This window comes from Paludisphaera borealis (assembly GCF_001956985.1).
Taxonomy (GTDB): domain Bacteria; phylum Planctomycetota; class Planctomycetia; order Isosphaerales; family Isosphaeraceae; genus Paludisphaera; species Paludisphaera borealis.
Genome location: NZ_CP019082.1, coordinates 7250315 through 7277237 on the forward strand (window position 1 = coordinate 7250315; position 26923 = coordinate 7277237).

20 protein-coding genes are annotated in these 26923 nt (G+C 67.4%); 15 read left to right on the forward strand and 5 right to left on the reverse strand.

Features of this window, described 5'->3' with window-relative positions:
* Positions 1-10: 10 nt before the first annotated feature.
* The 3 genes from BSF38_RS28010 (at position 11) to BSF38_RS28020 (ending at position 1982) form a co-directional block, all read left to right on the forward strand.
* Positions 11-919 (forward strand): hypothetical protein, encoded by a 909-nt coding sequence (locus tag BSF38_RS28010; RefSeq protein ID WP_145952364.1) that lies wholly within the window; start codon positions 11-13, stop codon positions 917-919.
* A gap of 51 nt (positions 920-970) precedes the next feature.
* On the forward strand, positions 971-1201 hold the full coding sequence (locus BSF38_RS28015; RefSeq protein ID WP_076350312.1) for a ferredoxin: 231 nt from the start codon (positions 971-973) through the stop codon (positions 1199-1201).
* A 226-nt stretch (positions 1202-1427) separates the two neighbouring features.
* Entirely contained in the window at positions 1428-1982 is a 555-nt protein-coding gene (locus BSF38_RS28020) for a hypothetical protein (RefSeq protein ID WP_237170655.1), read from the forward strand.
* 4 nt (positions 1983-1986) lie between these two features.
* Here BSF38_RS28020 and BSF38_RS28025 read toward each other — a convergent pair whose 3' ends face one another.
* A complete protein-coding gene (locus BSF38_RS28025) occupies positions 1987-4401 on the reverse strand; it encodes a hypothetical protein (protein WP_210405658.1) in 2415 nt (804 codons plus the stop codon).
* Positions 4402-4589: 188 nt separating this feature from the next.
* Between BSF38_RS28025 and BSF38_RS28030 the strand changes: the two genes are divergently transcribed.
* The 7 genes from BSF38_RS28030 to BSF38_RS28060 all read left to right on the forward strand — a co-directional run bounded on the left by BSF38_RS28030 (position 4590) and on the right by BSF38_RS28060 (position 14249).
* A complete protein-coding gene (locus tag BSF38_RS28030) occupies positions 4590-5018 on the forward strand; it encodes a hypothetical protein (RefSeq protein WP_076351562.1) in 429 nt (142 codons plus the stop codon).
* A 188-nt stretch (positions 5019-5206) separates the two neighbouring features.
* Positions 5207-6220 (forward strand): DUF1573 domain-containing protein, encoded by a 1014-nt coding sequence (locus BSF38_RS28035; protein ID WP_076350313.1) that lies wholly within the window; start codon positions 5207-5209, stop codon positions 6218-6220.
* A gap of 214 nt (positions 6221-6434) precedes the next feature.
* On the forward strand, positions 6435-7787 hold the full coding sequence (locus tag BSF38_RS28040; RefSeq protein ID WP_076350314.1) for a cystathionine beta-synthase: 1353 nt from the start codon (positions 6435-6437) through the stop codon (positions 7785-7787).
* Between the two features lie 31 nt (positions 7788-7818).
* Positions 7819-8988: a cystathionine gamma-synthase gene (locus tag BSF38_RS28045; protein WP_076350315.1), complete on the forward strand. Its 1170-nt coding sequence runs from the start codon at positions 7819-7821 to the stop codon at positions 8986-8988.
* Positions 8989-9013: 25 nt separating this feature from the next.
* The gene (locus BSF38_RS28050; protein WP_237170656.1) at positions 9014-10321 is read left to right on the forward strand and encodes an ornithine cyclodeaminase, nickel-pincer nucleotide-dependent; all 1308 of its coding nucleotides are present in this window, start codon (positions 9014-9016) and stop codon (positions 10319-10321) included.
* Positions 10318-11166 (forward strand): dimethylarginine dimethylaminohydrolase family protein, encoded by an 849-nt coding sequence (locus tag BSF38_RS28055; RefSeq protein ID WP_076350316.1) that lies wholly within the window; start codon positions 10318-10320, stop codon positions 11164-11166. Before BSF38_RS28050 ends, BSF38_RS28055 begins: the two co-directional genes overlap by 4 nt.
* A 188-nt stretch (positions 11167-11354) precedes the next feature.
* On the forward strand, positions 11355-14249 hold the full coding sequence (locus tag BSF38_RS28060; protein WP_076350317.1) for a serine/threonine-protein kinase: 2895 nt from the start codon (positions 11355-11357) through the stop codon (positions 14247-14249).
* 17 nt (positions 14250-14266) lie between these two features.
* On the opposite strand, the gene BSF38_RS28065 is transcribed toward BSF38_RS28060, so the two are convergent.
* The 3 genes from BSF38_RS28065 to BSF38_RS28075 all read right to left on the reverse strand — a co-directional run bounded on the left by BSF38_RS28065 (position 14267) and on the right by BSF38_RS28075 (position 19112).
* Complete coding sequence (locus BSF38_RS28065) at positions 14267-16105, reverse strand: SGNH/GDSL hydrolase family protein (protein ID WP_076350318.1); 1839 nt, start codon at positions 16103-16105, stop codon at positions 14267-14269.
* A gap of 176 nt (positions 16106-16281) precedes the next feature.
* Entirely contained in the window at positions 16282-17715 is a 1434-nt protein-coding gene (locus BSF38_RS28070; RefSeq protein WP_076350319.1) for a sigma-54-dependent transcriptional regulator, read from the reverse strand.
* Positions 17712-19112 (reverse strand): sensor histidine kinase, encoded by a 1401-nt coding sequence (locus BSF38_RS28075; protein ID WP_076350320.1) that lies wholly within the window; start codon positions 19110-19112, stop codon positions 17712-17714. Before BSF38_RS28075 ends, BSF38_RS28070 begins: the two co-directional genes overlap by 4 nt.
* 247 nt (positions 19113-19359) lie before the next feature.
* On the opposite strand from BSF38_RS28075, the gene BSF38_RS28080 reads away from it, so the two are divergent.
* Complete coding sequence (locus BSF38_RS28080) at positions 19360-20400, forward strand: DUF1559 domain-containing protein (RefSeq protein ID WP_076350321.1); 1041 nt, start codon at positions 19360-19362, stop codon at positions 20398-20400.
* A gap of 27 nt (positions 20401-20427) precedes the next feature.
* Here the strand turns inward: BSF38_RS28080 and BSF38_RS28085 are convergent, their stop codons facing one another.
* Positions 20428-21549 (reverse strand): Gfo/Idh/MocA family protein, encoded by a 1122-nt coding sequence (locus tag BSF38_RS28085; RefSeq protein ID WP_076350322.1) that lies wholly within the window; start codon positions 21547-21549, stop codon positions 20428-20430.
* Between the two features lie 120 nt (positions 21550-21669).
* Here BSF38_RS28085 and BSF38_RS28090 point away from each other — a divergent pair, with 120 nt between their 5' ends.
* The 4 genes from BSF38_RS28090 to BSF38_RS28110 all read left to right on the forward strand — a co-directional run bounded on the left by BSF38_RS28090 (position 21670) and on the right by BSF38_RS28110 (position 26761).
* Complete coding sequence (locus tag BSF38_RS28090; RefSeq protein WP_076350323.1) at positions 21670-22800, forward strand: Gfo/Idh/MocA family protein; 1131 nt, start codon at positions 21670-21672, stop codon at positions 22798-22800.
* Positions 22801-22994: 194 nt separating this feature from the next.
* Positions 22995-24173, forward strand: coding sequence for a cupin domain-containing protein (locus BSF38_RS28100; protein WP_076350325.1), 1179 nt, complete (start codon positions 22995-22997; stop codon positions 24171-24173).
* 66 nt (positions 24174-24239) lie between these two features.
* Positions 24240-25820 (forward strand): benzoylformate decarboxylase, encoded by a 1581-nt coding sequence (mdlC, locus tag BSF38_RS28105; RefSeq protein WP_076350326.1) that lies wholly within the window; start codon positions 24240-24242, stop codon positions 25818-25820.
* Positions 25821-25900: 80 nt separating this feature from the next.
* Positions 25901-26761 carry an ABC transporter ATP-binding protein gene (locus BSF38_RS28110; RefSeq protein ID WP_076350327.1) on the forward strand — a complete coding sequence of 287 codons (861 nt, stop codon included), beginning with the start codon at positions 25901-25903 and terminating at the stop codon, positions 26759-26761.
* The last annotated feature ends 162 nt before the right edge of the window (positions 26762-26923 follow it).

Genomic DNA, 26923 nt, shown 5'->3' on the forward strand with positions numbered 1-26923 from the left:
GTCGTTTTTCATGCCGCTCTACCGGGAGTGTCCTTCCTGCCGAGCCCTGCTCACGGAGGACCAGCTTACGACCTCCGAGGGGCTGTGCCCCTATTGCGACGCCCGGGTCGGAGCCCATGGCGAGTTTGCGAGCCCCGACGCCGCCCCGGACACCCGGCGGCGGCGTCCGCTCGTCCCGCTCTCGGCCCCCGCGACCCTGAGCGGCAAGCTCGCGACGGCTCTGTTCCTGCTCTTCGAGCAATTCGCGCTGATCGCCGGCCTGATGCTCCTCATCAAATTGCCGTCGAACATCGGAATCGAGCTGATCGCCGACCAGAACCCCAACCGCGTCGACCCGGTCGAGATCCTTCGCCTCAAGATCCTGGTCGATCTCTTCTTCGGCCCGATCTACATGGCCGGAATCGTCACCCTGCTGGCGAACCGCATGTCGGGCCTGCCGACGACGTTCCGCGAGGCGGCCCAGGCGGGCCTCCACAACTGGGCCTCGCTGTTCGCCGCTCGGATCGTCTCGGGGTTTTTCATCCTCTGCGGCGTGATCCTCTTCATCATCCCGGGGATCATCCTCGCCATCCGCTACAGCCTGATCGACGAAGCGGTGGTGCTCGAAGGCGCAACCGTCGCCGACTCACGCGCCCGCAGTTCCGCCCTGACGGCGGGGAAGGAACTCAAGATCTTTCTGGCCGGCCTCGTCTCATTCTTCCTCATCGCCGCCTTCTTCGAGCTGACCCGCGATCTCGCCGGCCAGGCGGGACTGTTCGACGACCCCTTGACCCGCGCGGCCTTCGACAGCCTGGTCGATGTCTTCGCCATCTTCTACTCGATCGTGCTGTTCCTCTATTACTGGGAAGCACGCACCGAACGGGAATCCGCCGGCCTCCTGCTGACGGCCTCCAAGGAAGTCCAGAACTACGAGCTTTAGCTTTCGCGGTCGATCCGCCAGCCCGTTCCCATCAAGGTTGTTTTCAAAGCCATGGCCGACCCCATTCAGAAAGCGCCGGAGAACGTCTCGGGCCGATACTACGTCGATCTGACGTGCATCGACTGCGACCTCTGCCGCGAGACCGCGCCCGCGCACTTCGTCCGCAACAACGACGACGGCCATACCTTCGTCGTCAAGCAACCAAAGTCGCCCGACGAGGAAGCCGCCTGCCACCTGGCGATGCTGGAATGCCCCGTCGAAGCCATCGGCGACGACGGCTGAGAGGCTTCCCGGGACGTCCGTCGCCTTCGAGCCCGCGCGCCCGGGTCGAACACCGCGGTGGCAGACTCTCCGGAGACCTCGGCGCCGGGCTCGATCTTCCGCGGGACAAACGGGGACGTTCGGGTTATCATGCGAACCAGCATGCCCCCATTCCCCCGGCCGCCGCGACTCTCGGGCGGTCGGGCCGGACGTTCCCGGCGATCCTGAACCTCGGAAGGAGCCTCGGATGAGAATGCGACACCTCGCGGCGTGGTTTTCTGGAGCGGCCCTCCTCGGGACGGGGGCGACGCTCCTGTGGGCCCAACCGCCCCAACCCCAGCGAGCAGCTCCGGCGCAGGCGGAACGGGACAAGCTCCGCGCCGAGGTCATCAAGCTCCGAACCGAATCCGAGATGCTCCGGTTCGATTACGAACTCGCCCGCGACGGCGTCCTGGAAGAGCTGAAGATGGGCAGATCGATGAAGATGGCCGGACAGCTCATGGGAGCCTTCGGCGGCCTCCAGGCCGCGATCAACGAACCGCAAGCGGAGCCGCCCGGCCTGGCTCCGGGGCAGGTGCCGGAGCCGGACCAGGGAAAGGCGGCCGAGGCGGCGAAAGCCGCGAAACAAGAGGAAAAGAAGGCGGCGCTGGAAAACAGCAAAGCCGCGGAGGAGATGGCGAAGCAGGAAGCGGCGTTCATCGCCGAGCAAAAGAAGGACCTCGGCCGCCGGTTCACGTTGCTGACGGAAAAGCGGCTGGAGCTTGAGGACGCCGAGCGGAACTACCACGAGAGCCTCCGCTGAGTCGTCAGCGAGAGCCGTTGCGCAGCAGCCAGACCTCGGCGATCTGATTCCCCCGACCGTTGGCCCCCTTTCCGGGCTCTTGCCGCCACGACAGCGTCAGCGAGCCGTCGGCCGTCGCCTTGGCCGGGACGGCGAACTCCAGCGGGGCGGGATTGACGGGCTTCTGCAGCCAGTCGTGAACCACCTCGCCGTCGGCGTCCAGGCGGAGCTTGTTGCGGAAGCTGTCCCCCGCGTACACGACCTTGACCCGGTAAGCCGCCTTGGGGTCGAGGCCGTCGTAATGGACCTGAACCGGGGCGTCGTAGACGATTTGGGCGTTCTGACTCCAGGCTACAGGCCAGCCGGCGCGCGTACCGAAGCCGACCACCGGCGAGCGTCGGAAATCCGGGTCGTCGGCGTAGTCGACCGGGCGCACCAGATGCGGCTGCCGGGCGAGATCGCCGAGGTCGTCGTAGAACCCGCCCGGGCCGGGGTCGGTCCGCTCGACGATCGCCCGGACGCCATCGGCCTGCTCGGCCTCGTTCGGGTTTCGCTTCAGCTCGGCCAGCCGGGCCCGCAGCCAGAGCCGGTCGTTGAGCGGGACGTCGATCGTGTCGAGGTTCGCCCCGCGATCGACGCCGATCGCGTCGTAGAGCGGCACGCTGAGCTGCATGCCGATGCTCAGGAACAGGTCCTCGGCGAGCGCGCGCAGGCGGGCCTTGAGCGGCCCGGCGAACGGTTCGGCCGCGGCCTTCGCCAGGATCGCGTCGGCCTGCTCGACGGCGGCGCCGGCGCCGAGGCTTGAATACTTCCGCAAGACGTCGTACGCCTGCTTCTCTTGATCCTGCTCGACGGCCCGGCGATCGCGGACGTAGGCGTCGTAATAGGCGCGGTAGACGGCCTGCTGGAACCGCCAGTTGGCCCGCGTCGCGAGGCCGGCCTCGTTTTCAAGATCGCGGAACAGATTGAGCGTCTTGTCGATCGAGGGGTTCGTCGCGATCGGTCCGCGCCAGTTGCGTTCGAGCCCCAGCAATCCCTCGGCGAAGCGGTCGGCCTGCGCGTCGTCGATGTACGCTCGCGCGTACTGCCGGAGGATTTCGGCCACGTCGGCGTCGGGGTCCCAGCCCAGGGCGCTCCAGACGCACTTGTTGACGTCGTCGTTGCAGCCTTCGGAGTAGGTGAGAGAGCCGATCGTCCCCGGCTGGTAATACTTGAAGATCGCCGCCTGCTGGGTGGGACGCGGGTTGATCGACTCGCGGCCCTCGCAGTTCGAAAACGCCAGGTCCCAGTCGGGCGCGGGGAACTGGCACTGCTGGTTGTGGGTGATGTCGGGATAGGCTCGGATCGGATAGCGGGCGGGAACCGCCTTGCGGAGGTCGCTCATGCTCAGCCGGACCTGCGGCCCGTGGACCACGCCGGCCAGCCAGGCGGGCTCTTGCTTGAGGATCGCGACGAACTCGTCGGTCCACTCCTGGTTGAAACCCTGCGGAGAAACCCAGAGCGCGGCCTTGGGATGCGACCGATGAAGAACTCCGGCCACCCGTTCGAGGAACGGCATTAAGACCTTCGGCGGCGTGTGCCCGGGATCGCCGCCGGGAACGAAGACCGCGTCGACGCGCGGGAGCTTGCTCAAAACTTCATCCCATTGCTTGAGTTCCGCCTCCACCGCCTCGGGCTTGGAATAATCGGGGTCCATCGCCGGATACCAGACCCAGACGTCCAGGCCGTAGTCGTCGAGCAGCTTCGACATCCCGACCATCATCTCCATGGGGGGGAGCGGAAAGTGCGGGCTGTACGCGTCGTCGTCGGTGCGCGGCGGGAGCAGTTCGACGGCGTTGGCGCCGAAGATGGCGAGGTCGCGAATGTAGCGTTCCCAGCGCGGCAGGTCCCAGGCGTCGTATGAGTTCGTCTTGGGGCGATAGCCGAGCTGATGGCCTCGGAGCGGATACTTCGGGCTGGTCGCGATCTGAAAACTCGCCGGGAGCGCGATCCGTCCTTTCGACGTCCTCAGCTCGCGAAGCAACCGCCCGGCCCCGAAGAGGACGCCTCGCGAGTCGACGCCGGCGACCAGCACGGCGGGCTTGCCCTGGCCGGGCTCGGTGTGAATGCGATAGCCTTCCGGGCCGATCGAGCGCGGCAGGTTGGCGAACGCGCCGCCGCGAGGGCCCGCGAGATCGGCGACCGCCGCGTACGCGCCCACCGCGACGACCGCCGGCGCGTCGTCCGGCCAGGTCTGGACCACGGGCCAGGTCACGCCCGACCGCCGGGCCACGTCGTCGACGAGCAGTCGCACCGCGCGCTTCTCGGCGGCCGTCGCCGTCGCGGGCTCGACGACCACCGCGCGCGCGAGATCGATCGTCGCGTCGTCCGCGCGTAAGAGCCCGCCGCAAACCAGAACCAAGCCGAGCCCAAGAGCGCCTCGGAAGTGCATCGTCGCCATGTCGCCCCTTCGCATCGTAGTAGATCGCCCCGCGCTCGGATTCTTCCCGACCCGTTTCGGGCTGGGTATCATGGTATTCCGTCGATCGACGTCGTCCAAGTCGGTCGATCGACGCTCTACCCGAAACGCGCGCTTCGCCCGTGTTTCATCATGTCGCCGCCCTGTTTCGTTTGGGAATCGAGGAAGCCATGACAGCACGTACCAGGCGCCGGATCGCACTCGTCCCGATCGTCTTCGCGATGATCGCGCTGGCCGTCCTCGCCGCAAGGACCTCCGCACCGGCGGCGCAGGATCAAAAGCGGACGCGCAGCGAGTTCATGCGTCAGAAGCTCGAATTCTCCAAGAACCTCCTCGAAGGACTCGCAATGGAGAACTACGAGACCATCGGAAAGAACGCCAAAGCGCTCAAGATTCTGAGCCAGGCCGCCGAGTGGGAAGTCCCCACCATCCCCAATGCAACCGACTACGTCGCGTTCACGACCGACTTCCAGCGGATCGCCGACGACCTATCGAAGCAAGCCAAGGATAAGAACATCGACGGGGCGACGCTCGCCTACGTCAAGTTGACGATGAACTGCGTGCAGTGCCACAAGTTCGTCCGATTCGCCAGCCATTGACCCGGCGCGTGGATTGTCGCCGACCACCGTTGCATCGCCCCGACTTGCGCCGTCCCGACGACCGCCAATCACCGGCGTCGCCTTGCAAGATTGAGCGCCGCCGACGCTCTTTCCGATAGAAGAAGAGTGTGAAAACCTTCCTGATGGGAAGTTTTCTCGATGCCAGGTATTGATCGCAGGAGGCGATAATGGCTCGGCGCATGATTTGGGCGGCCCTTGCGGGCTGCGTTCTGGCGGGGCTTTCGACGCCGAAGGCCCAGGCCGCGAACTGGGCGGATTCGCTGTTCGCGGAACGATCGCACAATTTCGGTCCGGTGCCGCGCGGGGCCAAGGTCAAGCACGAGTTCGTGCTGAACAACCGGCTCGCGGAACCGGTGACAATCCTCAACCTCCGCCCCTCGTGCGGCTGCACGAGCGGCAAGGCCAGCACGTCGAACGTCGGCCCCGGCGAGTCGGCGGTCGTCGAAGCTCAGATGGACACCCGCAACTTTCTGGGCCACAAGGCGACGATCCTGTTCGTCACGCTCGTCACCGCGAGCGGCCGGGAGGCCGAGGTCCGACTCAACGTCGTCTCGAACATCCTGGCCGACATCGTCCTCAACCCCGGCTCAATCGATTTCGGCGCGGTCCTCAAGGGCCAGGGGGCCAGCCAGACGTTGACCATCGACCGGATCAACGGCCGCGACTGGCGATTCGAGAGAATGGTCTCCGGCAGCCGGGCGCTGACGGCCCAGCTCGTCGAGACCAAGCGCGACCCGAACGGATCGGTCTCGTACAAGCTGGAAGTCGGCGTCAAGTCCGACGCACCGGCTGGGCCGCTCCGCGAGGAGATCCGCCTGCTGAGCAACGACCGCGAGACCCCGAGCATCCCGATCATGGTCACCGGCTGGGTCCGGGGCGACCTGACGGCCTCGCCGTCGCTCCTCACGATGGGCGAGGTGAACTCGACCGAGGGCAAGCAGGGCCGGTTCGTCATCCGGGCCTCGAAGCCGTTCGCGATCACCCAGGTCGACGGCGCCGGCGACGGCTTCTCCATCGCGCCTCCCGACGCCGCTCGAAAGACTCTGCACATGCTGACCGTCGCCTACAAGCCCGAGGAAGGGACGACCCGAGGCGACCTCCGCCGCATCTTCCGGGTCTCGACCGACATCCCCGGCGAGCCCCCGCTCGACCTGACCGCGACCCTCCACGTCGCGCCCTGACGTCGCAACGGACGGATCGACACCCCCGACGCAACCCCTCTTCCGCCCGAGGCTTCCGCGATTCATCGCGGCCTCGGGCGAGGCCGCGCCAGAGCCTCGGACTGCCTCGCCAAGAGACCGCCTGCTATAATCAGGGTGTTCGGCGAAACCGCGACCTATCCTTTCTTGCGGACGTATCGAGCCTCATCCGACGCAGCGAAGCGGAGGAGCGACCATGCAGGGGAGTATCCTGGATTACGTCGGGCGAACCCCTCTGATCCCGCTCCGGCGGCTCGGCGAGGGGATCTTGCCCACCGTCTGCGTGAAGCTGGAGTCGCTCAACCCGGGGGGGAGCATCAAGGACCGGGTCGCGATCGCGATGATCGACGAGGCCGAGCGGCAAGGCTGGCTGCGGCCGGGCGGGACGATCATCGAGGCGACCGCCGGCAACACGGGGGTCGGCCTGGCGATGGCCGGCGCGGTCAAGGGCTACCGCTGCATCTTCGTCCTGCCCGACAAGATGAGCGCCGAGAAGATCCGCCTGCTCACGGCCTACGGCGCCGAGATCGTCATCACGCCGACCGCGGTGCCGCCGGATTCGCCCGACAGCTACAACGGCGTCGCCGACCGCCTGGCGCGCGAGATCCCCGACGCCTGGCGTCCCAACCAGTTCGCCAACCTCGCGAATCCGGAGGTCCACTACCGGACCACCGCGCCGGAGATCTGGGAGCAGACCGAGGGGAAGATCACGGCCTTCGTCGCGGGGGCGGGGACGGGGGGGACGATCTCGGGCGTGGGGCGGTTCCTCAAGGAGAAGGACCCCCGGATCAAGGTGATCGGCGCTGATCCCGAGGGCTCGGTCCTCTCGGGCGACACGCCGCGGCCGTGGAAGATCGAGGGGATCGGCGAGGACTTCGTCCCCCGGACGCTCAACAGCCAGGTCGTCGACGAGTGGGTCCGGGTGGGAGACGCCGAGTCGTTCCACGTCGCCCGTGAGCTGGCCCGCAAGGAAGGGCTGCTGGTGGGCGGTTCGAGCGGCACCGCCGTGGCCGCCGCGCTGCGGTACGCCCGCCGCCTGGGCGCCGGCGACCTGATCGTCGCCCTCTGCCCCGACACCGGCCGCAACTACCTGAGCAAGTTCTTCGACGACGCCTGGATGGCCGAGAACCACCTCGACTGGGAAGCCGTCCCGACCGACACGATCGGCGACCTGCTCCGTTCCCGAGGCCCGCGCCGGCTGGCCACGGTGACTCCCGACGCCACGGTCTGGTCGGCCGTCGAGGTCATGCAAGAGACCGGGATCTCGCAGCTTCCGGTCGTCGACGACGGCCGGGCCGTCGGCAGCATCCAGGAGGTCACCTTGGCCCGCATCCTCCACGACCGTTCCGACCCCGACAAGGTCATGGTGGGAACGGTGATGGCCAGGCCCCTGCCCCAGCTCGACGTCAAGACGCACCTCGACGAGGCGTACCGCTTGCTCCTCGCGGGCAACACCGGCGTCCTGGCGACGGCCGACGACGGCGCGGTCGTCGATATCGTCACCCGGCTCGACCTGGTGCAGTACTGGAATCGCAAGCGCCATCCCTGACCTTCCGACCCGAGTCGAGACGAGAGCCGCCATGAGCACCCGAACCAACTACTCGTGGGAATTCGCGACGCGGGCCATCCACACGGGCCAGGGGGCCGACCCCGCCACCGGCGCGACCGTGACGCCGATCTACGCGACCTCGACCTTCACCCAGCACGCGCCCGGCGAGCACAAGGGCTACGAGTATTCGCGGAGCGGCAACCCCACCCGCACCGCCCTCGAAACCTGCCTGGCGTCGCTTGAGGAGGCCGAACAGGCGTTGGCCTTCGCCTCGGGACTGGCCGCGACGACCGCCGTGCTCTCGTGCTACCGTCCGGGCGACGAGGTCGTTGCCGCGGCCGACCTCTATGGCGGCACCTACCGCCTGCTCGAACGCGTCTTCCGCCCCATGGGCGTCGTCCCGCGCTACACTGAGGACGGTTCCCCCGAAGGCTTCGCGGCCCTCATGAACTCAAAAACGAAGCTCGTCTGGATCGAGTCGCCGACCAACCCCCTGCTCCAGATTCTCGACGTCGAGGCGATCGCGGCCGTCGCACATCGCCACGGCGCGATCCTGGCGGTCGACAACACCTTCGCCTCGCCGTACCTTCAGCAGCCGCTGAAGCTCGGCGCCGACCTAGTCGTCCACAGCACGACCAAGTACATCGGCGGCCATTCCGACGTCGTGGGCGGGGCCGTCATGGGGTCGCGTACGCTCCTCGAACCGATCAAATTCTATCAGAACGCGGCCGGCGGCGTCCCCGGCCCGTTCGACTGCTGGCTGACGCTGCGAGGAGTCAAAACCCTCGCCGTCCGCATGGAACGGCACAACGCCAACGCCCAGGAATTGGCCTCGTGGCTGACGACCCGGCCCGAGGTCGAGAAGGTCTATTACCCGGGTCTGGCCGGGCATCCGGGACACGCGCTGGCGAGCCGCCAGATGAAGGGCTTCGGCGGGATGATCAGCCTTCACTTGAAGGGGCGCGCAGGGGCGGCCAGGCGGTTCTTGACCGGCACGCGGATATTCAGCCTGGCCGAGAGCCTGGGCGGCGTGGAGTCGCTGATCTCGCATCCCGCGACGATGACCCACGCGAGCATCCCGGCCGAGATCCGCGCCGCGCGCGGGGTCGACGACGGCCTGGTCCGGCTGAGCGTGGGCATCGAAGACGTTCGCGACCTGAGAGCCGACCTGCAACGCGCCTTGGAATCGCTTTCGGCGTGATCGAACCGGCGACGAAGGAGCCCCGATGATGGCGAGCCCGGAACAGCAAGCGACGGCGTCCCGGTCGACCAAGACCGACGCCAAACCCAAGGGCGTGGTCGACGAAATCGAGGTTCGCGGCCACATCGTCGACTCGCTCCTCTTGCCGAAGATCCTCGATCGCATCCTCCAGATGGGGGGGGCGTTCGAGATCCACGAGTGCAAGATCGGCGTCAAAAGATCCGACCCGAGCTACGCGCGGATCGGTGTTCACGCCGACACGCCCGAGGCGCTCGACGCCATCATCGGCGACCTCGTCGAGCACGGCGCGTCGCCGGTCCACCCCGAGGACGTGCGGGCCGTGCCGGCCGACGTCGCCACGGCCTTTCCCGAGAACTTCTACAGCACGACCAACCAGCAGACGCAGGTTCGGCTCCACGGCCGCTGGATCGACGTCGAGAACCAGGAGATGGATTGCGGCGTCGCCCTCGATGTCGAAGCCGGCCGGGCCTGGTGCGTGCCGATGATCCACGTGACGATCGGCCTGCCGATCGTCGTCGGCCACGCCGGAATCCGCGTCCTGCCCGTCGAGCGCGCCCGCGAATCGTCGCCGTTCGGCTTCATGGGTTCGAGCGTGTCGAGTGAGAAGCCCAAGGCGATCAGCCTGCGAAGCGTGGCCGAATCCATCCGCGCGACCCGGGCCGAGGGCAAGAAGGTCTTGCTCGTGGGAGGTCCGGCGATCGTCCACACCGGGTCGTCGGAGCACGTCGCCCAGCTCATCCGCGAGGGCTGGATTCAGACCCTGTTCGCGGGCAACGCGCTGGCGACCCACGACCTGGAACAGGCCCTCTACGGCACCAGCCTGGGCGTCTCTCTGACCCACGGCGCGGCGGTCGAGCACGGTCACGAACACCACCTGCGGGCCATCAACACGATCCGGAGGGCCGGCGGAATCGCCCGGGCCGTCGCGTCGGGCCTGGTGACTTCGGGGATCATGTACGAGTGCCTCAATCAGGACGTCGACCTCGTGCTGGCCGGCTCGATCCGCGACGACGGCCCGCTCCCCGAGGTGATCACCGATTCGATCGTCGCCCAGGACCGGATGCGCGAGTCGGTCCGGGGCGTCGGCTTCGCGCTCTTGATCGCCACGGCCCTGCACTCGATCGCCACCGGCAACCTGCTGCCGGCCTGGGTGAAGGTGGTCTGCGTCGACATCAACCCCGCGACCGTGACCAAGCTCGCCGACCGCGGCACGTTCCAGACCATCGGCATGGTCACCGACGTCGAGCCCTTCCTCCGCTCGCTGGCCGCCGAGCTGTCGTCGCCCGTCCAGGGGGAGTCGTCGCCGTCATGACGGATTCGCAAAAGCCTCGGATTCTGATGTGCCCCGCCGATTACTTCGGGATCGAGTACGAGATCAACCCGTGGATGAGCGTCCAGAAAGGGACCGATCCCGAGCGATCCTCGGCGCAGTGGAAGGCGCTCCATCAAACCCTCGTCGATCTGGGCGTGGAGATCGACCTGATGGAACCGGTCAAGGGCCTGCCTGACCTGGTGTTCACCGCCAACGCCGGGCTCGTCTATCACGACCTCTTCATCCCTTCGCGGTTCCGCTACAAGGTCCGTCAGGGGGAGACGCCGCGGTTCGAAGAATGGGCCCGAAGCCGGGGCTTCCGGATCGTCGAACTGCCGGCCGGCGAGAACTTCGAGGGGGCCGGCGACGCTCTCTTCTGCGGCGACGCCCTGTTCGCGGGCTACCGATTCCGCAGCGACGTCCAGAGCCATCAATGGATCGGCGAACGGCTCGGGGTCGAAGTGCTGCCCATGGAGCTGATCGACCCTCGGTTCTATCATCTCGACACCTGCTTCTGCCCGCTCGCGCCGGGCGTCGCCGTCTATTACCCCGGCGCGTTCGACGAATACGGCCGCTCGGTGATCCTTGACCGCATCCCGACGCTGATCGAAGTCCGCGCCGAGGAAGCCGTCTTTTTCAGTTGCAACGCCGTCGTGGTCGGCTCGACCGTGGTCTTGAATCAGGGCGCGCCCAAGCTAACCGCCGATCTCGAAAGGCTCGGTTACCAGACCCGCGCACTCGACCTGTCGGAGTTCATCAAGTCGGGCGGCAGCGCCAAATGCCTGACGTTGCGGATCGACGGCGAGGAGGCGGCGAACTGGAAGTCGGCCGCCACGCCTTCGTAGCGTAGTCTGCAATCTGAGCGGCAGACGGGCTCGCCCGTATTGGGTGGCTGTGGCAGAATGCCACAGGGACAATGCCCTGGCCTCTGCGTCTGTGGCATTCTGCCACAGCCACCCATAAGATGGTCTGTGGCGTGGCGTCGACGGCCGCTCGGCTCCAAAGCGTGAATGCCTCGTGGCGAATAATCATCATGTCAGAGCGCGAACCGACATCGGAACAGCCGACGCGAACGGCGGGTCGGGTCGCATGCTCCGCCTGCCTGCGCGTGCTCGAATACTCCGGCGACCGCCCCCGTTTCTGCGCCTATTGCGGCGTGCCACTTGAGAAGACCGAGGACGACGGTTCGACGATCCCGGCGGACGCACCGGACCGGACGAGGACGTATCTCGGGGCCGGCCAGACGGCGACGTACGCTTCCGGCGGGTCGGCCGGCCAGGCCGCGCAGCCCGAGGAATTCCCGGAGCGAATCGCCGACTACCGGCTGGTTCGCCGACTGGGATCGGGCGGGATGGGGACCGTCTTTGAGGCGATCGACGAGCGACAGGGGCAGAAGGTCGCCCTGAAGCTGATCGCGCGGAACTACGTCGCGTCGGACGAGGCGCTCCAGCGGTTCCGTCAGGAAGGAAAGACGGCGAGCGCCGTGACGCATCCCCGTTGCGTGTTCGTACTGGCCGTTGATGAAGACCAGGGGCGGCCGTACCTCGTCATGGAGCTGATGCCCGGAACGACCTTGCAATCGCTGGTCGACCAGAAGGGCGCGCTGGATCCGACCTCGGCGCTGGTCAAGATCTTCGACGTGATCGAGGGCCTCGAAGAGTTCCACAAGCTGGGCATGATCCACCGCGACGTGAAGCCGTCGAACTGCTTTCTCGACGCCGAGGGCCGGGTCAAGATCGGCGATTTCGGACTCTCGAAGTCGCTGGAAGGGGGGCTCGATCTGACGCGCACCGGGGCGTTCTTGGGAACGCCGCTGTATGCGTCGCCCGAGCAGATCAAGCGCGACGCGCTCGACCAGCAGACCGACGTCTACTCGGTGGCGGCGACGCTCTACTTCCTGCTCACGAAACGGCCGCCGGTCAAGACGGACGACGCGGCGGAAGCCCTGGCGCGGATCGTCTCGGAACCCGCGCCGCTCGTGAGGACGTTCGCCCCGGACGTCCCCAGGGCGCTCGAAGCGGTGATTCACAAAGGGCTGGAGCGCGATCGCGCGCGACGCTGGCGCAACCTCCAGGAGTTCCACAACGCCCTGCTGCCGTTCGTGCCCGAGAGGCTCGGCATCGGCGCGTTCGGACTGCGGATCGGCGCCCAGTTGTTCGACCTCCTGCTCTTTTATCTGGGCGGCTGGGCGATGTTCGCCGTGGGGATCCTCTATTTCCGAGGGCGGTTCTTCGAGACGTTCGAATTCTTCGAAAGCTGGGGCGCGGCGATCGCCTGGGCCTGGCGGATCGCCTGGATCGCGTATTTCGCCCTCGCCGAGGGGTTGTTCGGCGCCTCGCTCGGAAAATGGCTCGCCGGGCTCCGCGTGGTCCGCGGCGGCGTCGGTGGCGGCGCTCCGCCGGGGCTCGGTCGCGGGATCGTCCGCATCCTCTGTTTTTACGTCTTCATCGGACTCGGCGGCGACGTGCTCACCGAGTTGTTCGCGCTCGATCCTCACGCGGGCGGAGGCGTCTGGTACTGGGTCGGGCTGATCCTGGTCAAGGCGCTCGGCATGCTCGCGCTGCTCGCGACGATGCGCCGCCGTTCCGGGTTTCGAGGGCCCCACGAGTGGCTGAGCGGCACGCGCGTCGTGCAAGTCGTCCGCGGCAGGCGATCGCGCTCGCTCATGCGAAGGAGCCGGATCGCGGCCAGGAAATCGGCGCAGACGTCGCGTCAGCCGTTACTTGGCGAGGTCGCGCAGGTCGGGCCGTACCGGGTCCACGGCGCCGTCCTCTCCGCACCGCAAGGCAAGGTTTTGCTCGGCCAGGATTCGACCCTCGACCGCCAGGTCTGGATCTTGCTCCGTCCCCCGACCGCCTCGCCTCCCGGGCCTCCCCGGCGCGCGCTCAACCGTCTGACGAGGCCGCGATGGATCGGCGGCGGCGATCAGCCGGAAGGCCGATGGGACGCGTTCACCGCCCCTTCGGGATTGCCGCTGGGCGAACTGGTGCAAACGGGCGGCCTGCCCTGGGCCGACGTGCTTTCGCTCCTCACCGATCTGGCCGAAGAGGTGGAAGCCGCGCGCGGCGACGGCACCTTTCCGCCCCGGCTCTCGGTCGAACACGTCTGGATTCAGGACGACGGCCGCGTGCAGATCATCGACCCCCTCGACTGGGACGACGCCCCCGATCGCGAAGCGACTGCCGAGGCCGATCCGCACGGCGTCGACCGGGACGAACGGAAAGCCCTCGTGTTCCTCCGCGACGTGGCGCGGTTGTCGCTGGAAGGGGGCCGGACTTCGCGGCGGTTCGCTCGCAAAGACGATGCGAGCGAGCACGTCGATTCCACCCCGCGACGCATCCGCGCGGCGGTGCCCGAACGAGCCGCCGTGATCCTTGAACAGCTCGCCGGCGTCCGCCCCCCGTACTCCAGCCTCGCCGCGCTCCGCGCCGATCTGGCCGCGGCGGCGGATCGTCCGGCCGAGGTCGGCGCGGCTCGACGCATGGTGCAACTGGCGATCCAGGCCTTCCTCCTGTCGCCAGGCCTCCTGGTGATCACGGCTCTTTCGTGCCCCAAGCTCCGCCCCGGAGTGATCCCCTGGGATCTCCAACTGGTGGTCGCCGCGCCCCTTCTCTGGGTGCTTTGGGCGATACTGATGCGCGGGGGGCTGAGCTTCCCCCTGGCCGGCCTGTCGGTCGTCGGCGGCGACGGCCGCGTCGCGAACCGGCTGACGTGCGGCCTTCGCGCGCTGCTGGTCTGGGCGCCGGCCGTCGGCGTCTTCGCCGGTTCGCGTTACCTTCAGTACCGGTCGCCCGACGCCGTCATGCTGGCGTGGTCGTCGTGGATCGCCGGCGTCTTGCTGCTCATCGTCTTCGTCATGACGGCCCTCTGGCTGCCGAGCCGAGGCCCTCACGACCGCCTCAGCGGAACCGTCGTCGTGCCGATCTGACGAGCGACCGCGGCGCGTCAGGGCGATGCGGCGGGCATCGACGAGAACGGGTTTCCGTACGGCACGATCGGAACCGGCTCGCACACGCCGATGTTCGGCAGGCCGACCGACTCAGGGGGGGAGCCGGCCTCGATCTTGTCGGCGGCGGCGATGAACTCTTTCCGCTTGCCGGCGCGGCGGGTGGGGTCGTAGGTCGCCGGCGACGTGCGGTCGTAGAACATGATGCCCCACAGGCAGAGATAGCGCCACACCCCCGGATCGAGCCCGAAGCGACGGACGCATTCGACCGGGTCGACCGTCGGCGTGGGCGCGTCCGCCGCCCAGCCGAACGCGCGGCGGGCGTGCAGGCCGCGCAGCACCGCCTGGGCCAGCGCGATCTGACCTCGCAACGACGGGTGCATTCCATCGTGAAACAGCCCGTCGTCGAGCAGTCCGCGGGCGGCGACCTTGTGAAGATAGTCTTGACCGTCGATATAAATACAATCGTGGCGGGCGGCCGTCTCTCGGTAGACCTCCTGGAACGGCGTCAGACAGCGCATCGGGTAGCCGTCGGCGTCGCGAGCCCGGACGTCGTGCTCGTACGCCTCGGCCCACTCGCCCTTCGCCTCCAGCAGCCGAGCCAGTCGAAAATGGGTCGCCGCGAAGCCCGGCTGTCGCGCCACGAGTTCGCGGTAGCGGTCGATCGCGGCATCGCGATCGGTCTCTTCAAGCCGGCGCGCGGCGTCGAGGTCGCTCTCGAACGCCCGACGCTCGGCCTTGGTCGTCGTCGCGGGCAGGAAGGAACGATTGGGCTCGAAACCGGAGTCGTTCGCGGAAGGCGCGATCAAGACGGGGATCGCGCCCAGCCGCCTGGCGTACGCGGTCATGGCGTCGAGCCGACGCCGGAAGTCGTCCAGCAGCCGCGCGTACTCGGCCTCGGTGTACGCCGGCGTATCGACGGCCGCGCGGTATCCGTTCGCCGGCGGCGGGATCGCGATCCGACACTTGGCGATGTTCCGCTGGACCAGGAGATGGAAGAACGACCAGGACGTCGCCCATTCGAAGGCGGCTTCCCATGTGTTGGGGACAAGAGCGTCGGCGTAGTAGTTCAAGTCGCGCGAGGGCTCGATGCGCGACCCGAATTCGTTGTGTCCGCAATAGATGATCAGGACGTCCGGCCGACGCGTCTGCTTTCCCAACTCCGCGTACTGCCGTTCCAGGGTGGATCCGGATTGGGCGACGACGTGGTAGATGAAGTTCTTCCCCGGAATCTCTTGCCCCAGCCGCCACGCGACGAGACTGCCGACCGACAGCCAGCGATCGTAGGGAATCCCCGCCGCGCTCGACTCGCCGACCACGGACACCAAGATCGAACCATCGTTGAGATCGTCCGGAAACGCCGTGGGAAGCTCGACGCTTTCGAGCGAACCCGGCGGCTTCGGCTCATTCTGACCGCTCGACGCCCGAAGCCCCCCGGTGGGAACCACCGTCGTGCGATCCTCGCAAGCCAGCCAAAGGGCGGCGACCGACTCGGCCAGGAGCGCGCAGCAGACGGTCGAAAAACAAAGCAACGCGCCGCGGGCCGCCGCCTCCCGTCGCCGAAAATCGCCCAGGCCTCGAAACAACAGCCGGATCGCCAGAATCGCGAGGAAGCCGACCGCCGAGGCGATCGCCAGCGCGGAGGCCAGATCGATCCCGATCAACACGATCAGCCCGATCTTCCAGTAAACCCAGACCGGCGTGCGGTCGACGATCCAGAAGTAACCGAGGATTACGGCCAGGATCAGAGGCGTCAACACAAGCGTCAGCAGGGCGTAGAAGCGAAGCGTCGGCGAACTCCGGCTGACCTCCTCGCGCGTGATCGACGTGTTCGCCATCCGTCCCCCAAGCTCGCCGCCCCAGACTCCGAAATCACTAAGTCATTTGATGATATCGCAACAGAGAGATTGGAAACGTAACAATCCTGAGAGCGATTTTCAACCACGGCTGGGCCGCAATGATGCGTGAAAGCGATCTTTGACTCAGTCGACTCGCCGCGTCCGAGCCGGCCGGGTCATTCCAGTCCGTACTTCCGCAACTTCTGGCGGAGCGTGGATCGGTGGATTCCGATCCGTTGCGCCGCCAGGGCCTTGTTGCCCCCTTGCCGGCGGAGCACGGTCCGGAGCATCGGCGGCTCGACCTGGGCGAGGAACTGGTCGTAGAGCGTGCTCTCCTCGTTTGAAGGCTCGACCGCTTCGGGCTCCTTCAAGGCATTTTCGGTCCATCGGGCGATCACCTCTTCGAGCCCCCGGGCGTTGGAGCTTTCGGCGCCTCGGCCGTGGAGGTCGATCGAGGGGGGAAGGTGCTCGGGAAGGACGGGCCCGCCCCGCGCGACGATCGCCGCGCGTTCGATGGCGTTGCGAAGCTCGCGGACGTTGCCCAGCCAGGGACGCCGGGTCAGCTCGTCGATCAGGTCGTCGCGGAGCGAAACCTCCTGCCCCTGGCGCGGGCTCGCCATTGTGAGGAAATGCTTCGCCAGGACGGGCACGTCGTCCAGCCGCTCGCGGAGCGGAGGGACGTGGATCGGGAAGACGCTGAGGCGGAAGAACAGGTCTTCGCGGAACTGGCCGGCGGCCATCAGCTCGGTGAGCGGGCGATTGGTCGCGGCCAAAAAGCGGACGTCGATCGGTCGGGGCCGGGCGTCGCCGACGGGGGTCGCCTCGCGGTGCTCGATCGCGCGCAGCAGCTTGACCTGCATGCCCAGCGGCACGTCGCCGATCTCGTCGAGCAAAACCGTGCCGCCGGCGGCGAGTTCCAGCAGCCCCTTGCGATCCTGGTTCGCGCCGGTGAACGACCCCCGCAGGTGGCCGAACAACTCGCCCTCGATCAGGCCGGGGCTGAGGGCGGCCAGGCAGACGGGGAGGAACGTCCGGCCGCGCCGCCTGCCGTGCTCGTGGATCGCCCTCGCAACCAGCTCCTTGCCGGTGCCGCTCTCGCCGGTGATCAGCACCGGAACGTCGGTGGCCGCGACCAGCGCGATCTGCTTGAACAGCGCCTGCATCGCCGCCGAGCTGCCGATCAGCCGGTTGGAAGGACGCTCCTCGGGTTCGCGACCGAGGGCCGGGTCCGACGCCCCCGCGATCGTCCAGCCGATCTCCAGGGCGCGCTGGACGACGGCGGCGGCCTGATCGAGGTCGAACGGTTTGACGAGATAATCGAAGGCGCCGGCGTCCATGGCGCGAATAACCGTATCAAGGTTGCCGAACGCCGTGATCACGATGATCGGCGCCGCGCCGACGTGCTCGCGGAACGCTCCCATCGCGGAGATGCCGTCGATGCCCGGCAGCCTGACGTCGAGCACGACGGCGTCGAGCGGCTGGCGACGGGCCAGGTCGAGACCCTCTTCGGCCGTCGCGGCGACGGCGACCTCGTGTCCGAGATCGCCCAGGTATTCGCCGAACGCCCAGCAGATGCTGGCCTCGTCGTCCACGATCAGCACGCGACTCATTCGCTGATTCCTTTTCCGTCAAGATCGGGAGTGCGCGGCAAGGTCAGCCGGAACCAGGTCCAGCCGTCGCGCCGGCTCCAGTCGAGTTCGCCGCGATGCGCCTCGGCGACGTGCCGGGCCAGGGCCAGGCCGAGGCCCACGCCTTCCGGCTTGCCCGTGACGAACGGATCGAACAACGCCGGTTCGAGGTCGGCGGGGGGCCCCTGGCCGCTGTCCGCCACCTCGATGATGGTCTGTTCGCCGCCGTCGATCAAATGGAATTGCACGCGGCCGCCGGGACCAGCCGCGTCGATCGCGTTCCAGGCCAGGTTGAGAATCGCCGCGCGCACGCTCGGCTCGTCGATCTCGGCTGTGACCGGCTCGTGCGGCACGTACGATTCGAGCGCCACCCGCGCGTGCTGAAAGGTCGGTTCGAGCAGCGATTCGAGATCGCGGATCAGCTCCCCGAGATCGCAGGCGCGCGGCGGCCGGCGTTCGAGGCGGCCGAGCGTGAGCAAGCCCTGCACTTGCTCCTCGGTCAAGGCGAGCTGCCGCAGCGCGACGCCCAGGCTCGAATCGCCGCCAGCGGCCGGGCATCGCTTGAGATGGAGCTGAATGCCCAGCCGCGCGCCGGTCAGCGTGTTCCGCAACTGGTGGGCGAACCCGGCCGCAAGCTGGGCCAGCAGATGCGTCCGCTCGGACCGGACGATCGTTAGCCGCATGTCGCGCAGTTGCGCGCTCATCTGGTTGACCGAGCGCGTGAGGTCCTGGATCTCGTCGTGCCCGGCCCCCAGCTCCAGCTCGCTGAACTCCCCTTCGGCGATCCGGGCGACCTGCGCGCGGAGCCGGTGGACCCGCCGGCTGATCCGATCCGCGAACCATCGGCTCGCCAGAACCATCAGCGCCAGCGCGACGATTCCCAGCACGACCGGCGCGAGCGCGAAATCCCAGAGCGCGTCGCGCCAGCTCGACTCGGGATAGAGCACCAGCAAGGTCGACGCGCCGGCGCCCCCCGACGCCGGCGCGGGGATCGCAGCGCCGAAGTAGGTCCGCCCCGCGACCGACAGCTTGGGCCAGTCGCGCCAGGACCGGAACTCCGGACGGCCGAGGACGGAGATCGACGCGGCGTCGACCGCCTGGTCGCCGACCTCCGGATCGCTGGCCGCGGTCGTGCGGCCCTCGGCGTCCTTCACTACAAAGTGCGCGCCGGAGAGCCCGTGCATCTGGGCCAGGACCCGCGAGGTCAGCGGGAAGCTCGAACGGCTGAGGACGTCGATCACCGCGCCTAGGCGGTCGACGCTTTGCTGCTCGCTCCGCCGCGCCGCCAGGCCGACGCCGGCCGCCGTGATCGCGGCCAAGGCGACCGTCTGGATGACCACGAGCGGCACCAGGATTTGTTGTCGGATCGACCGGCGCAAGGAATGACAGTCCCCGAACGTCGAGCAGGGCCCGACGCATTTTCAGCCGCCATCGGCGGATTCTTGTTCACAAATCGACAAGCTCAATCAAGGCGTTCCGGCCTCAGCCCCGTGATTAACGTGCTTTTAGAATCGTCGTCCTATTGGAACAGGCCTTGCTTAAGAGCGCGACGTCTCTCCCAGAGACAAGAGTACGAGCAGGTTCCCGAAAGGTCGAGCGCGCACCACGCCGAGGAGCGGATTTCCGATGTCGAAACGAGGCGGATTCACGTTGATCGAGCTACTCGTGGTGATCGCGATCATCGCGGTGCTCATCGGCTTGCTCTTGCCTGCCGTGCAAGCGGCGCGCGAGGCGGCCCGGCGGATTCAGTGCACCAACAACATGAAACAGATCGGACTGGCGGTCCACAACTACACCGACACGGTGGGCTCGTTGCCCCTGGGTTGCTCGGTGGCGTTCGACAAGGGCGGCAACCCGATCTTCCCCGGGTGGGGAGTGACCGCGCGGATCTTGCCCTACATGGAAGACCAGAACAAGTTCAACGCCTGCAACTTCAGCCTGGCCAACGAGAGTCCGCAAAACGACACGGCGATGCGGGTCGCGACCCCCGCCTACATGTGCCCGTCCGACGGCCAGGCGACGACCCAGTTCATCGACGACGGCCAGCCACGGAACAACACGAACTACGCGTTCAACCGAGGCGATTGGTACGTCTGGGGCGCGAACGCCTCGGCAGTCCAGCCGAACTCGCCGTTCCGGGTCAACTTCGTGGTCCGTCTCGGGGGCGTGACCGACGGTCTGAGCAACACGATCCTCGCCGCCGAGGTCAAGACGCACACGCCGTACCTGCTGAATTGCTCGGGGCTGACCTATTCGCCGGTCGCGGGACCGTTGCAGCCGGGGCCGAACGACAACCCCGCGTCGATCGCGCAGTACACGGGGTGCTCGGGCGGCAACTCGGAACTTCGGCCGGACTCGGGGCACTCCGAATGGGAGGACGGCAACACCAGCCAGGCGGGCTTCACCACGGCCTGGCCGCCGAACAAGGTCACCCCCGGGCAGTACAGCGGAAGAACCGTCCCCGACGCCGACCTGATCGCGATCCGGGAAGAGAACGGCGGGCCGACCTTCGCCGCGATCACGGCGCGCAGCTACCATCCTGGAGGGGTCGACGTCCTTCTCGGCGACGGCAGCGTGCGGTTCGTGAAAAGCACCATCAGCGGGGCCACCTGGCGAGCCCTCGGCACGATCAGCGCCGGCGAGGTGATCTCGGCCGACGCGTATTGACCGCGAAATTCGCCCGCCGATCGCAACTCAGATCACGGCCGGCGGCGTGTCCAACCACGTCCGGCGCTGGTACGAGTCGAGCACGGCGTCGGCCACGAGCTGGGCGTTGAGGCCGTCGTAAAAGCTGGGGACGGCGGGTCGGCCCTCGACGATCGCCGAGATGAACTCCCACATCAGGTCGTAGCGGAAGACCGTCGCGGGCGCTCCTTCGGACGGGTCGCGCGGGCTGCCGGCGGGCTTCAGGAACTCGTCGGGCACGGTCACCGGCGCGAGGTCGTGGCCGGTCTTGCCTAGGAGGATCGTGTTGGGCTCGTGCAGGCGGTAGACGGCCGACCCTTCCGAGCCGTTGATCTCGGCCCACTCGTGGCCGAAGCCGTCGCGATGGTAGCCCTTGGCCAGCGTGGTCCCTTCCCAGACGCCCGTCGCGCCCGAGTCGAACTCGCCGATGATCGACGACCAGTCGTCCACTTCCGAGGGCGGGCACGGCTTGCCGTCGGGCGTCTGGGTCCGCTCGGCGAACCGGGCGACGGCGCCGCAGACGCGGGCGATCGGCCCCAGCAGATCGATGGCGAAGTCGATCCGGTGGATGGTCATGTCGAAGAGGTCGCCGGCGCCGGCGCGATTCTTGTACTGCCGCCATCCCCAGCTTGTCTCGGGCCAGTCGAGGAATCGCTGCGACCGGAAATGCCGGGGGGTGCCCAGCGCGCCCGACTTGACCAGGCTTCGAAGGTAGCGCATCGACGGGGCGAAGCGGTACGTGAAGGCCGTCATGTGGACGACCCCGGCGTCGCGCGCCGCCTCGTACATCTCGCGAACTTCAACGCCGCTCAGGCCCAGGGGCTTCTCGCACATGACGTGCTTGCCCGCCTTGGCGGCGGCGACGGCGATCGGCTTGTGGGTGTCGTTGGGCGTGGCGATCACGACGGCGTCGATCGCGTCGGACTGGCAGAGTTCGATCGCGTCGGTCGCCCCGATCTCGACGTTCCATTCCGTCTTACGCTTCTCGACCAGGTTCGGGTCGGCGTCGCAGACGGCGGTCAGCCGGGCGCGGGGGTCGAGCCGGAGGCCCGGCGCATGGTGATAAGCCGTCACGGCGCCCACGCCGATGAACGCCACCCGGACTGGTTTCGACGTCGAGAACGAAGACATGAGAATCGAGCCTCGCGGTATGCTTGTTTTTGCCCTGTGGCCCTACTATCCTGCACATTACGACGCGCGTGTCCACCTATGACAGGGGCGAAAAGTCAGACAACCAGGGGATTTCCGACGATGGCGAGCGATAAGCCGATCCGCGTTGCGATCATTGGTCTAGGTTTCGGGGCCGAGTTCATCCCGATCTATCAAAATTACCCCGGCGCGGAGATGTACGCCGTCTGCCGGCGCGACCAGAAGGGGCTCGACGAGGTCGGCGACAAGTACAAGATCAAGGCTCGCTACACCGATTATCGCGAGTTGCTCAAGGACCCGGAAGTCGACGTCGTCCACATCAACTCGCCGATCCCCGACCACGCCTGGATGTCGATCGAGGCCCTCAAAGCCGGCAAGCACGTCGCCTGCACCGTGCCGATGGCCACCAGCGTCGAGGACTGCGCCGCGGTCGTCAAGGCCCAGCGCGAGAGCGGCAAGGTCTACATGATGATGGAGACCGTCGTCTACAGCCGCGAGTACCTGTTCGTCAAAGAGCTGTACGAGAAAGGCGAACTCGGCCGGATGCAGTTCCTTCGCGGCAGCCACCAGCAAGACATGGACGGCTGGCCCGAGTACTGGCCCGGCCTCCCCCCGATGTGGTACGCGACCCACTGCGTGAGCCCCTGCCTGGCGATCCTCGGCAAACACGCCGAAAGCGTCGTCTGTCACGGCTCGGGCCGGATTCGCGAAGACCTGATCGCCAAGTACAACAGCCCGTTCGCCATCGAGACCGCCACGTTCAAGATCAAGGACAGCGACGTCGTCGCCGAGGTCACCCGAAGCCTGTTCGACGTCGCTCGGCAGTACCGCGAGAGCTTCGACGCCTCGGGGAGCAAGAAGTCGTTCGAGTGGCAACAGGTCGAGGGCGAAGACCCGGTCATCCACACCAAGAGCACGCCCGAGCACCCGATCGCCGAGCCCGAGATCGCCCAGCGCGTCAAGGTGCCCGACTACGCCAAGCTCCTGCCCGAAGGCATCCAGCGGTTCACCCAGCCGGCGGCCATCCAGGACGCCGACCACCTGTCGTTCCTTCAGGGAGGCGGCCACGGCGGATCGCATCCGCACCTGGTCCACGCGTTCCTGAGCGCCGTGAAGGGCGACCGCCCCGCCCTGCCCGATGCCGAAACCTCGGCCAACTGGACCATGGTCGGCCTCTGCGCTCACGAGTCCTCCATGAAGGGGGGCGATCGCGTGATGATCCCGACGTTCTGAAAGTCGGCCTCCCGCGCCTCGATCGACCACTTGAATACATTCCGCCGGAATGATTCCTTCGCGCCTCGCGCCGTCTTCGTCTCGACTCGGCCCGCCCCTTGCAGGGAATGGACCGGTTTCGAGTCCAGGACGTCGCGAGGCGTCGTCGTTTCTCCGTTCCAATGTTTTTCCACGAGCCATCGCTGGGAGGCGTCATGTCCGACTTTCAACGCAGGGAATTTCTGACGGGAGCCGCGGCGCTCGCGGCTACCTTTGCTGCGACGCGACCCGCCGAGGCCGGCGATCCCAGCTTCATGAACAACATCCCCGACGAGGTCCTTAGCGGCCCCGAGCTGCCGACGTTCAAGTTCGAACTGGAGAAATCCGCAGGCAAGGTGATCGGCGAGAGTTTCGGCAAGGAAGCGACCGTCAAGCAATTGCCGATCTCCAAGGGGATCGCCGGCGTCTCGATGAAGCTCGAACCCGGCGCGATGCGCGAGCTGCACTGGCACGCCACGGCCGCCGAATGGGCGTTCGTGATCGAAGGCCGGGTCCGGACGACGGTCATCGATCCGCAAGGACATGGCGAGACCAACGATTTCGAGTCGGGGGACGTCTGGTACTTCCCTCGTGGACATGGACACATGCTCGAATGTCTCGGCGATGCGCCGACGCACTTCATCCTGATCTTCGACAACGGCTATTTCTCCGAGTTCGGCACGTTCAGCATCACCGACTGGTTGGGCCACGTGCCCAAGCCGCTCCTCGCCAAGAACTTCGGCCTCCTCGAATCGGCCTTCGACGGGTTCCCCCAGGAAGAAGTCTACTTCGCCCGCGGCGCCGAACCTCCCGAGACGCCCGCGAAGCCGCTCCAAGGATGGAAACTGCCGCCGCTGACCCACAAATACCAGCTTCTGGCCCAGCCCCCCCACAGGGTCTACAAGGGGGGCCGCGAGTGGCGGGTCGACTCCACGTCGTTCCCGATCTCGAAGACGGTGACGGGCGTGATCCTCGACCTTGATCCGGGAGCGCTCCGCGAGCTGCACTGGCATCCCACCGCCGACGAGTGGCAGTACGTGATCGAGGGCGACGTCAGCGTGACGATGTTCGGCTCGCACGGTCGATTCCGGACCGAGACGCTCGCCAAGGGAGACGTCGGCTACATTCCGCAAGGCTACGGACACTCGATCGAGAACGTCGGCAACAAGCCGTCCCGCGTCCTGATCGGCTTCAACACGGGGGTCTACGAGACGATCGACCTCTCGCAGTGGATCGCCGGCAACCCGACCGACGTTCTGGCGACCAACTTCAGCAAGCCGGCGGCCCTGTTCGAGAAGTTTCCCCGCGCCGACGTGTTCATCGCCGACAAGGACGGCCCTGAAGCCTCGAAATAGGCGCGGCGATTGCATGCGTCTGTCGTCCGCCCTGGTTTCGAGTCGAAATCGAAGGAGGAAACGGCGATGGCGAGCGTGACGGAACGTTGTTACGAGTTCTATCGATCGGTCGGCATGACGACGATGTTCGGCAATCCGGGCTCGACCGAGATGCCGTTCCTTCAGAACTTCCCGAGCGACCTTCGCTACGTGCTGGGCCTCCACGAGGCGAGCGTCGTCAACATGGCGGTCGGCTACGCCCTGGCCGGCGACCGAGCGGCCCTGGTCAACGTCCACACCGCGGCAGGGATGGGCAACGCGATGGGGGCGATCATCAACGCCCACCACTGCAAGGCGCCTCTCGTCGTCACGGCGGGCCAGCAGCTCCGAGCGATGGAACGGATCGAGCCGATGCTCTGGGGACGTCAGGTCGAGGTGGCCCGTCCCTACGTCAAATGGTCGTACGAGCCCCACCGCGCCGTCGACGTCCCCGAGGCGATCGCGAGGGCCTATCACACGGCCCTGAGCGCGCCGCGCGGGCCGGTTTTCGTCTCGATCTGCATGGACGGCCTGGACGAAGACTGCCCGGCCGTCGCCCCACGCCGCGTCAACGGCTCGCCGCCGCCCGACTCAGCCACGATCCGCCTCTTCGCCAAGGAGCTCGACGCCTCGAAGCGGATCGCGATCGTCGCCGGCGAGGAGTTGGACGACCCCGAAACCTGGCCCGCGACGATCGCGCTGGCCGAGCGGCTGAACGCCGCCGTCTTCGCCCCTCCCGAGAACTTCCGGGTGTCGTTCCCGACCGACCACCCGTTGTTTCGCGGCTTCCTCCCGGCGGCGATCAAGCCGGTCTCCGACGCGCTCGCGGGGTTCGACGCGCTGCTCGTGCTGGGAACGCGGATGTTCTTGTATTACCCCTATGTGCCCGGCCCGTTCATGCCCGAGGGGATCAAGGTTTTCCACGTCACCAGCGACCCGTCGGAAGCGGCCCGGGCCGTCGCGGGCGACGGCGCGATCGGCTGCGCGCGAGCGGCCGTCCGGATGCTGTTGGAGACGACCCGCGCGGGGGTTCCACGATCTTCGCCCCCCGCCGGACCCGCTCCTCCTCGGGCCGAGCCGGCCGACCCGACGCCCCCCGCGTTCGTGTACAAGACGCTGGCCCACGTGGCGCCATCGGGCACTGTGGTCGTCGACGAAAGCCTTTCGAGCCGGTCGATCCACCAGCGGCTGATCCCCCGCAACGAGCCCCTGAGCTTCTTCTGCACGGGCAACGGCATCCTCGGCTCGGCGCTGCCGATGGCGGTGGGCGTGAAGATGAGCCGCCCCGACCGCCCGGTCGTCTGCCTCCTCGGCGACGGCGCGGCGCAGTACTCGATCCAGGGGCTCTGGACGGCCGTGAAGGAGAAGCTCCGCATCGTGTTCCTGGTGCTCGACAACCGGGAGTACGCGATCCTGAAATCGTTCGCCGAGTTCGAGGAGACGCCCGGCATCCCCGGGTTGGACCTCGGCGGCATCGACTTCGCGGGCCTCGCCGCCGGCTATGGCCTCCCCTGCCGCGTCGCGGGGACCGACGACCTGGCCGCCGCCCTCCGCGACGCGTTCGCCGCCGACGGCCCGCGCATGGTCGTCGTCCGCATCGATCCCGAAATCCCACCCCTCCTCGGCTGACGACAGCCTCCTCTCCTCTTCGTCGGGCCGTCCCGGGACGAACTCGCAAGTTCCGCGCGCAGACGATAGAGTATGTATCCATGGACAACAATGCCCCGAATCACGCCCCCGCTGAAAACCCCGCGTCTCCCCCGGCGATCCGCGCCCGCGGCGTCGGCGTGTACCGGAACGGCCGCTGGATTCTCAAGAACGTCGACTGGACGGTTCCTTCCGGGTCGTGCGTCGCCGTGCTCGGTCCCAACGGCAGCGGCAAGAGCACGCTGACGCGGGTGATCTCCGGCTACATGTGGCCGACCGACGGGGAACTCTCGGTCCTCGGCGAGCGGTTCGGCTCGGTGAACCTCCACGAGCTGCGCGAGTCGCTCCGCCTCGTGCAGCCCACCGGACTGGCCGAACCGGACTCCGAGGCGACCGCGTTCGAGGTCGCCCTCACCGGCGCGTTCGGGACGGTGGGCCTCTACGGCCAGGTCACCGACGCGATTCGATCCGAGGCCGAACGACTGCTCGCGACGGTGGGTCTCCGCTCGGTTTTCAACACCCCCTACCAGAACCTCAGCAGCGGCGAGCGTATCCGCTGCCTGATCGCCCGGGCGATGATCCGCAAGCCCCGGCTGCTGCTGCTCGACGAGCCCACCTCGGGGCTCGATCTCCTGGCCCGCGAGCAAGTCCTCGCGACGATCCAGTCGCTCTTTCAGAACGGGAGCGAGCGGCCGACGGTCGTCCTCATCACCCACCACCTCGAAGAACTCCCCCCCGCCGTCTCGCACGTCCTGGTTCTCGACGAAGGCGCCGTGGCCGCTCAGGGCGCCCCCGAAGACGTGCTCCGCTCCGACCTGCTCTCCGCCGTCTACCGCTGCCCGCTCCAGGTCGTGCAGAGCGAAGGCCGCTATTACTCCCGCGTCAGCCCCGGCGCCTGGGACTCGCTGCTCGCCGAGAGCTGAGCCCGCGCCCGACCTCGGTATCCGAGGCGTAGGCGCGGCCGAAAATCGGGCGCGCCACGACGGCGGCCGGCAGCACCCAACCTCGGTCGCATAGAAGCATGCTTCCATCGGAGAAACTCCACGACATCTACCGGGGCGATCGACTTCCCCCGGTCTTCATCC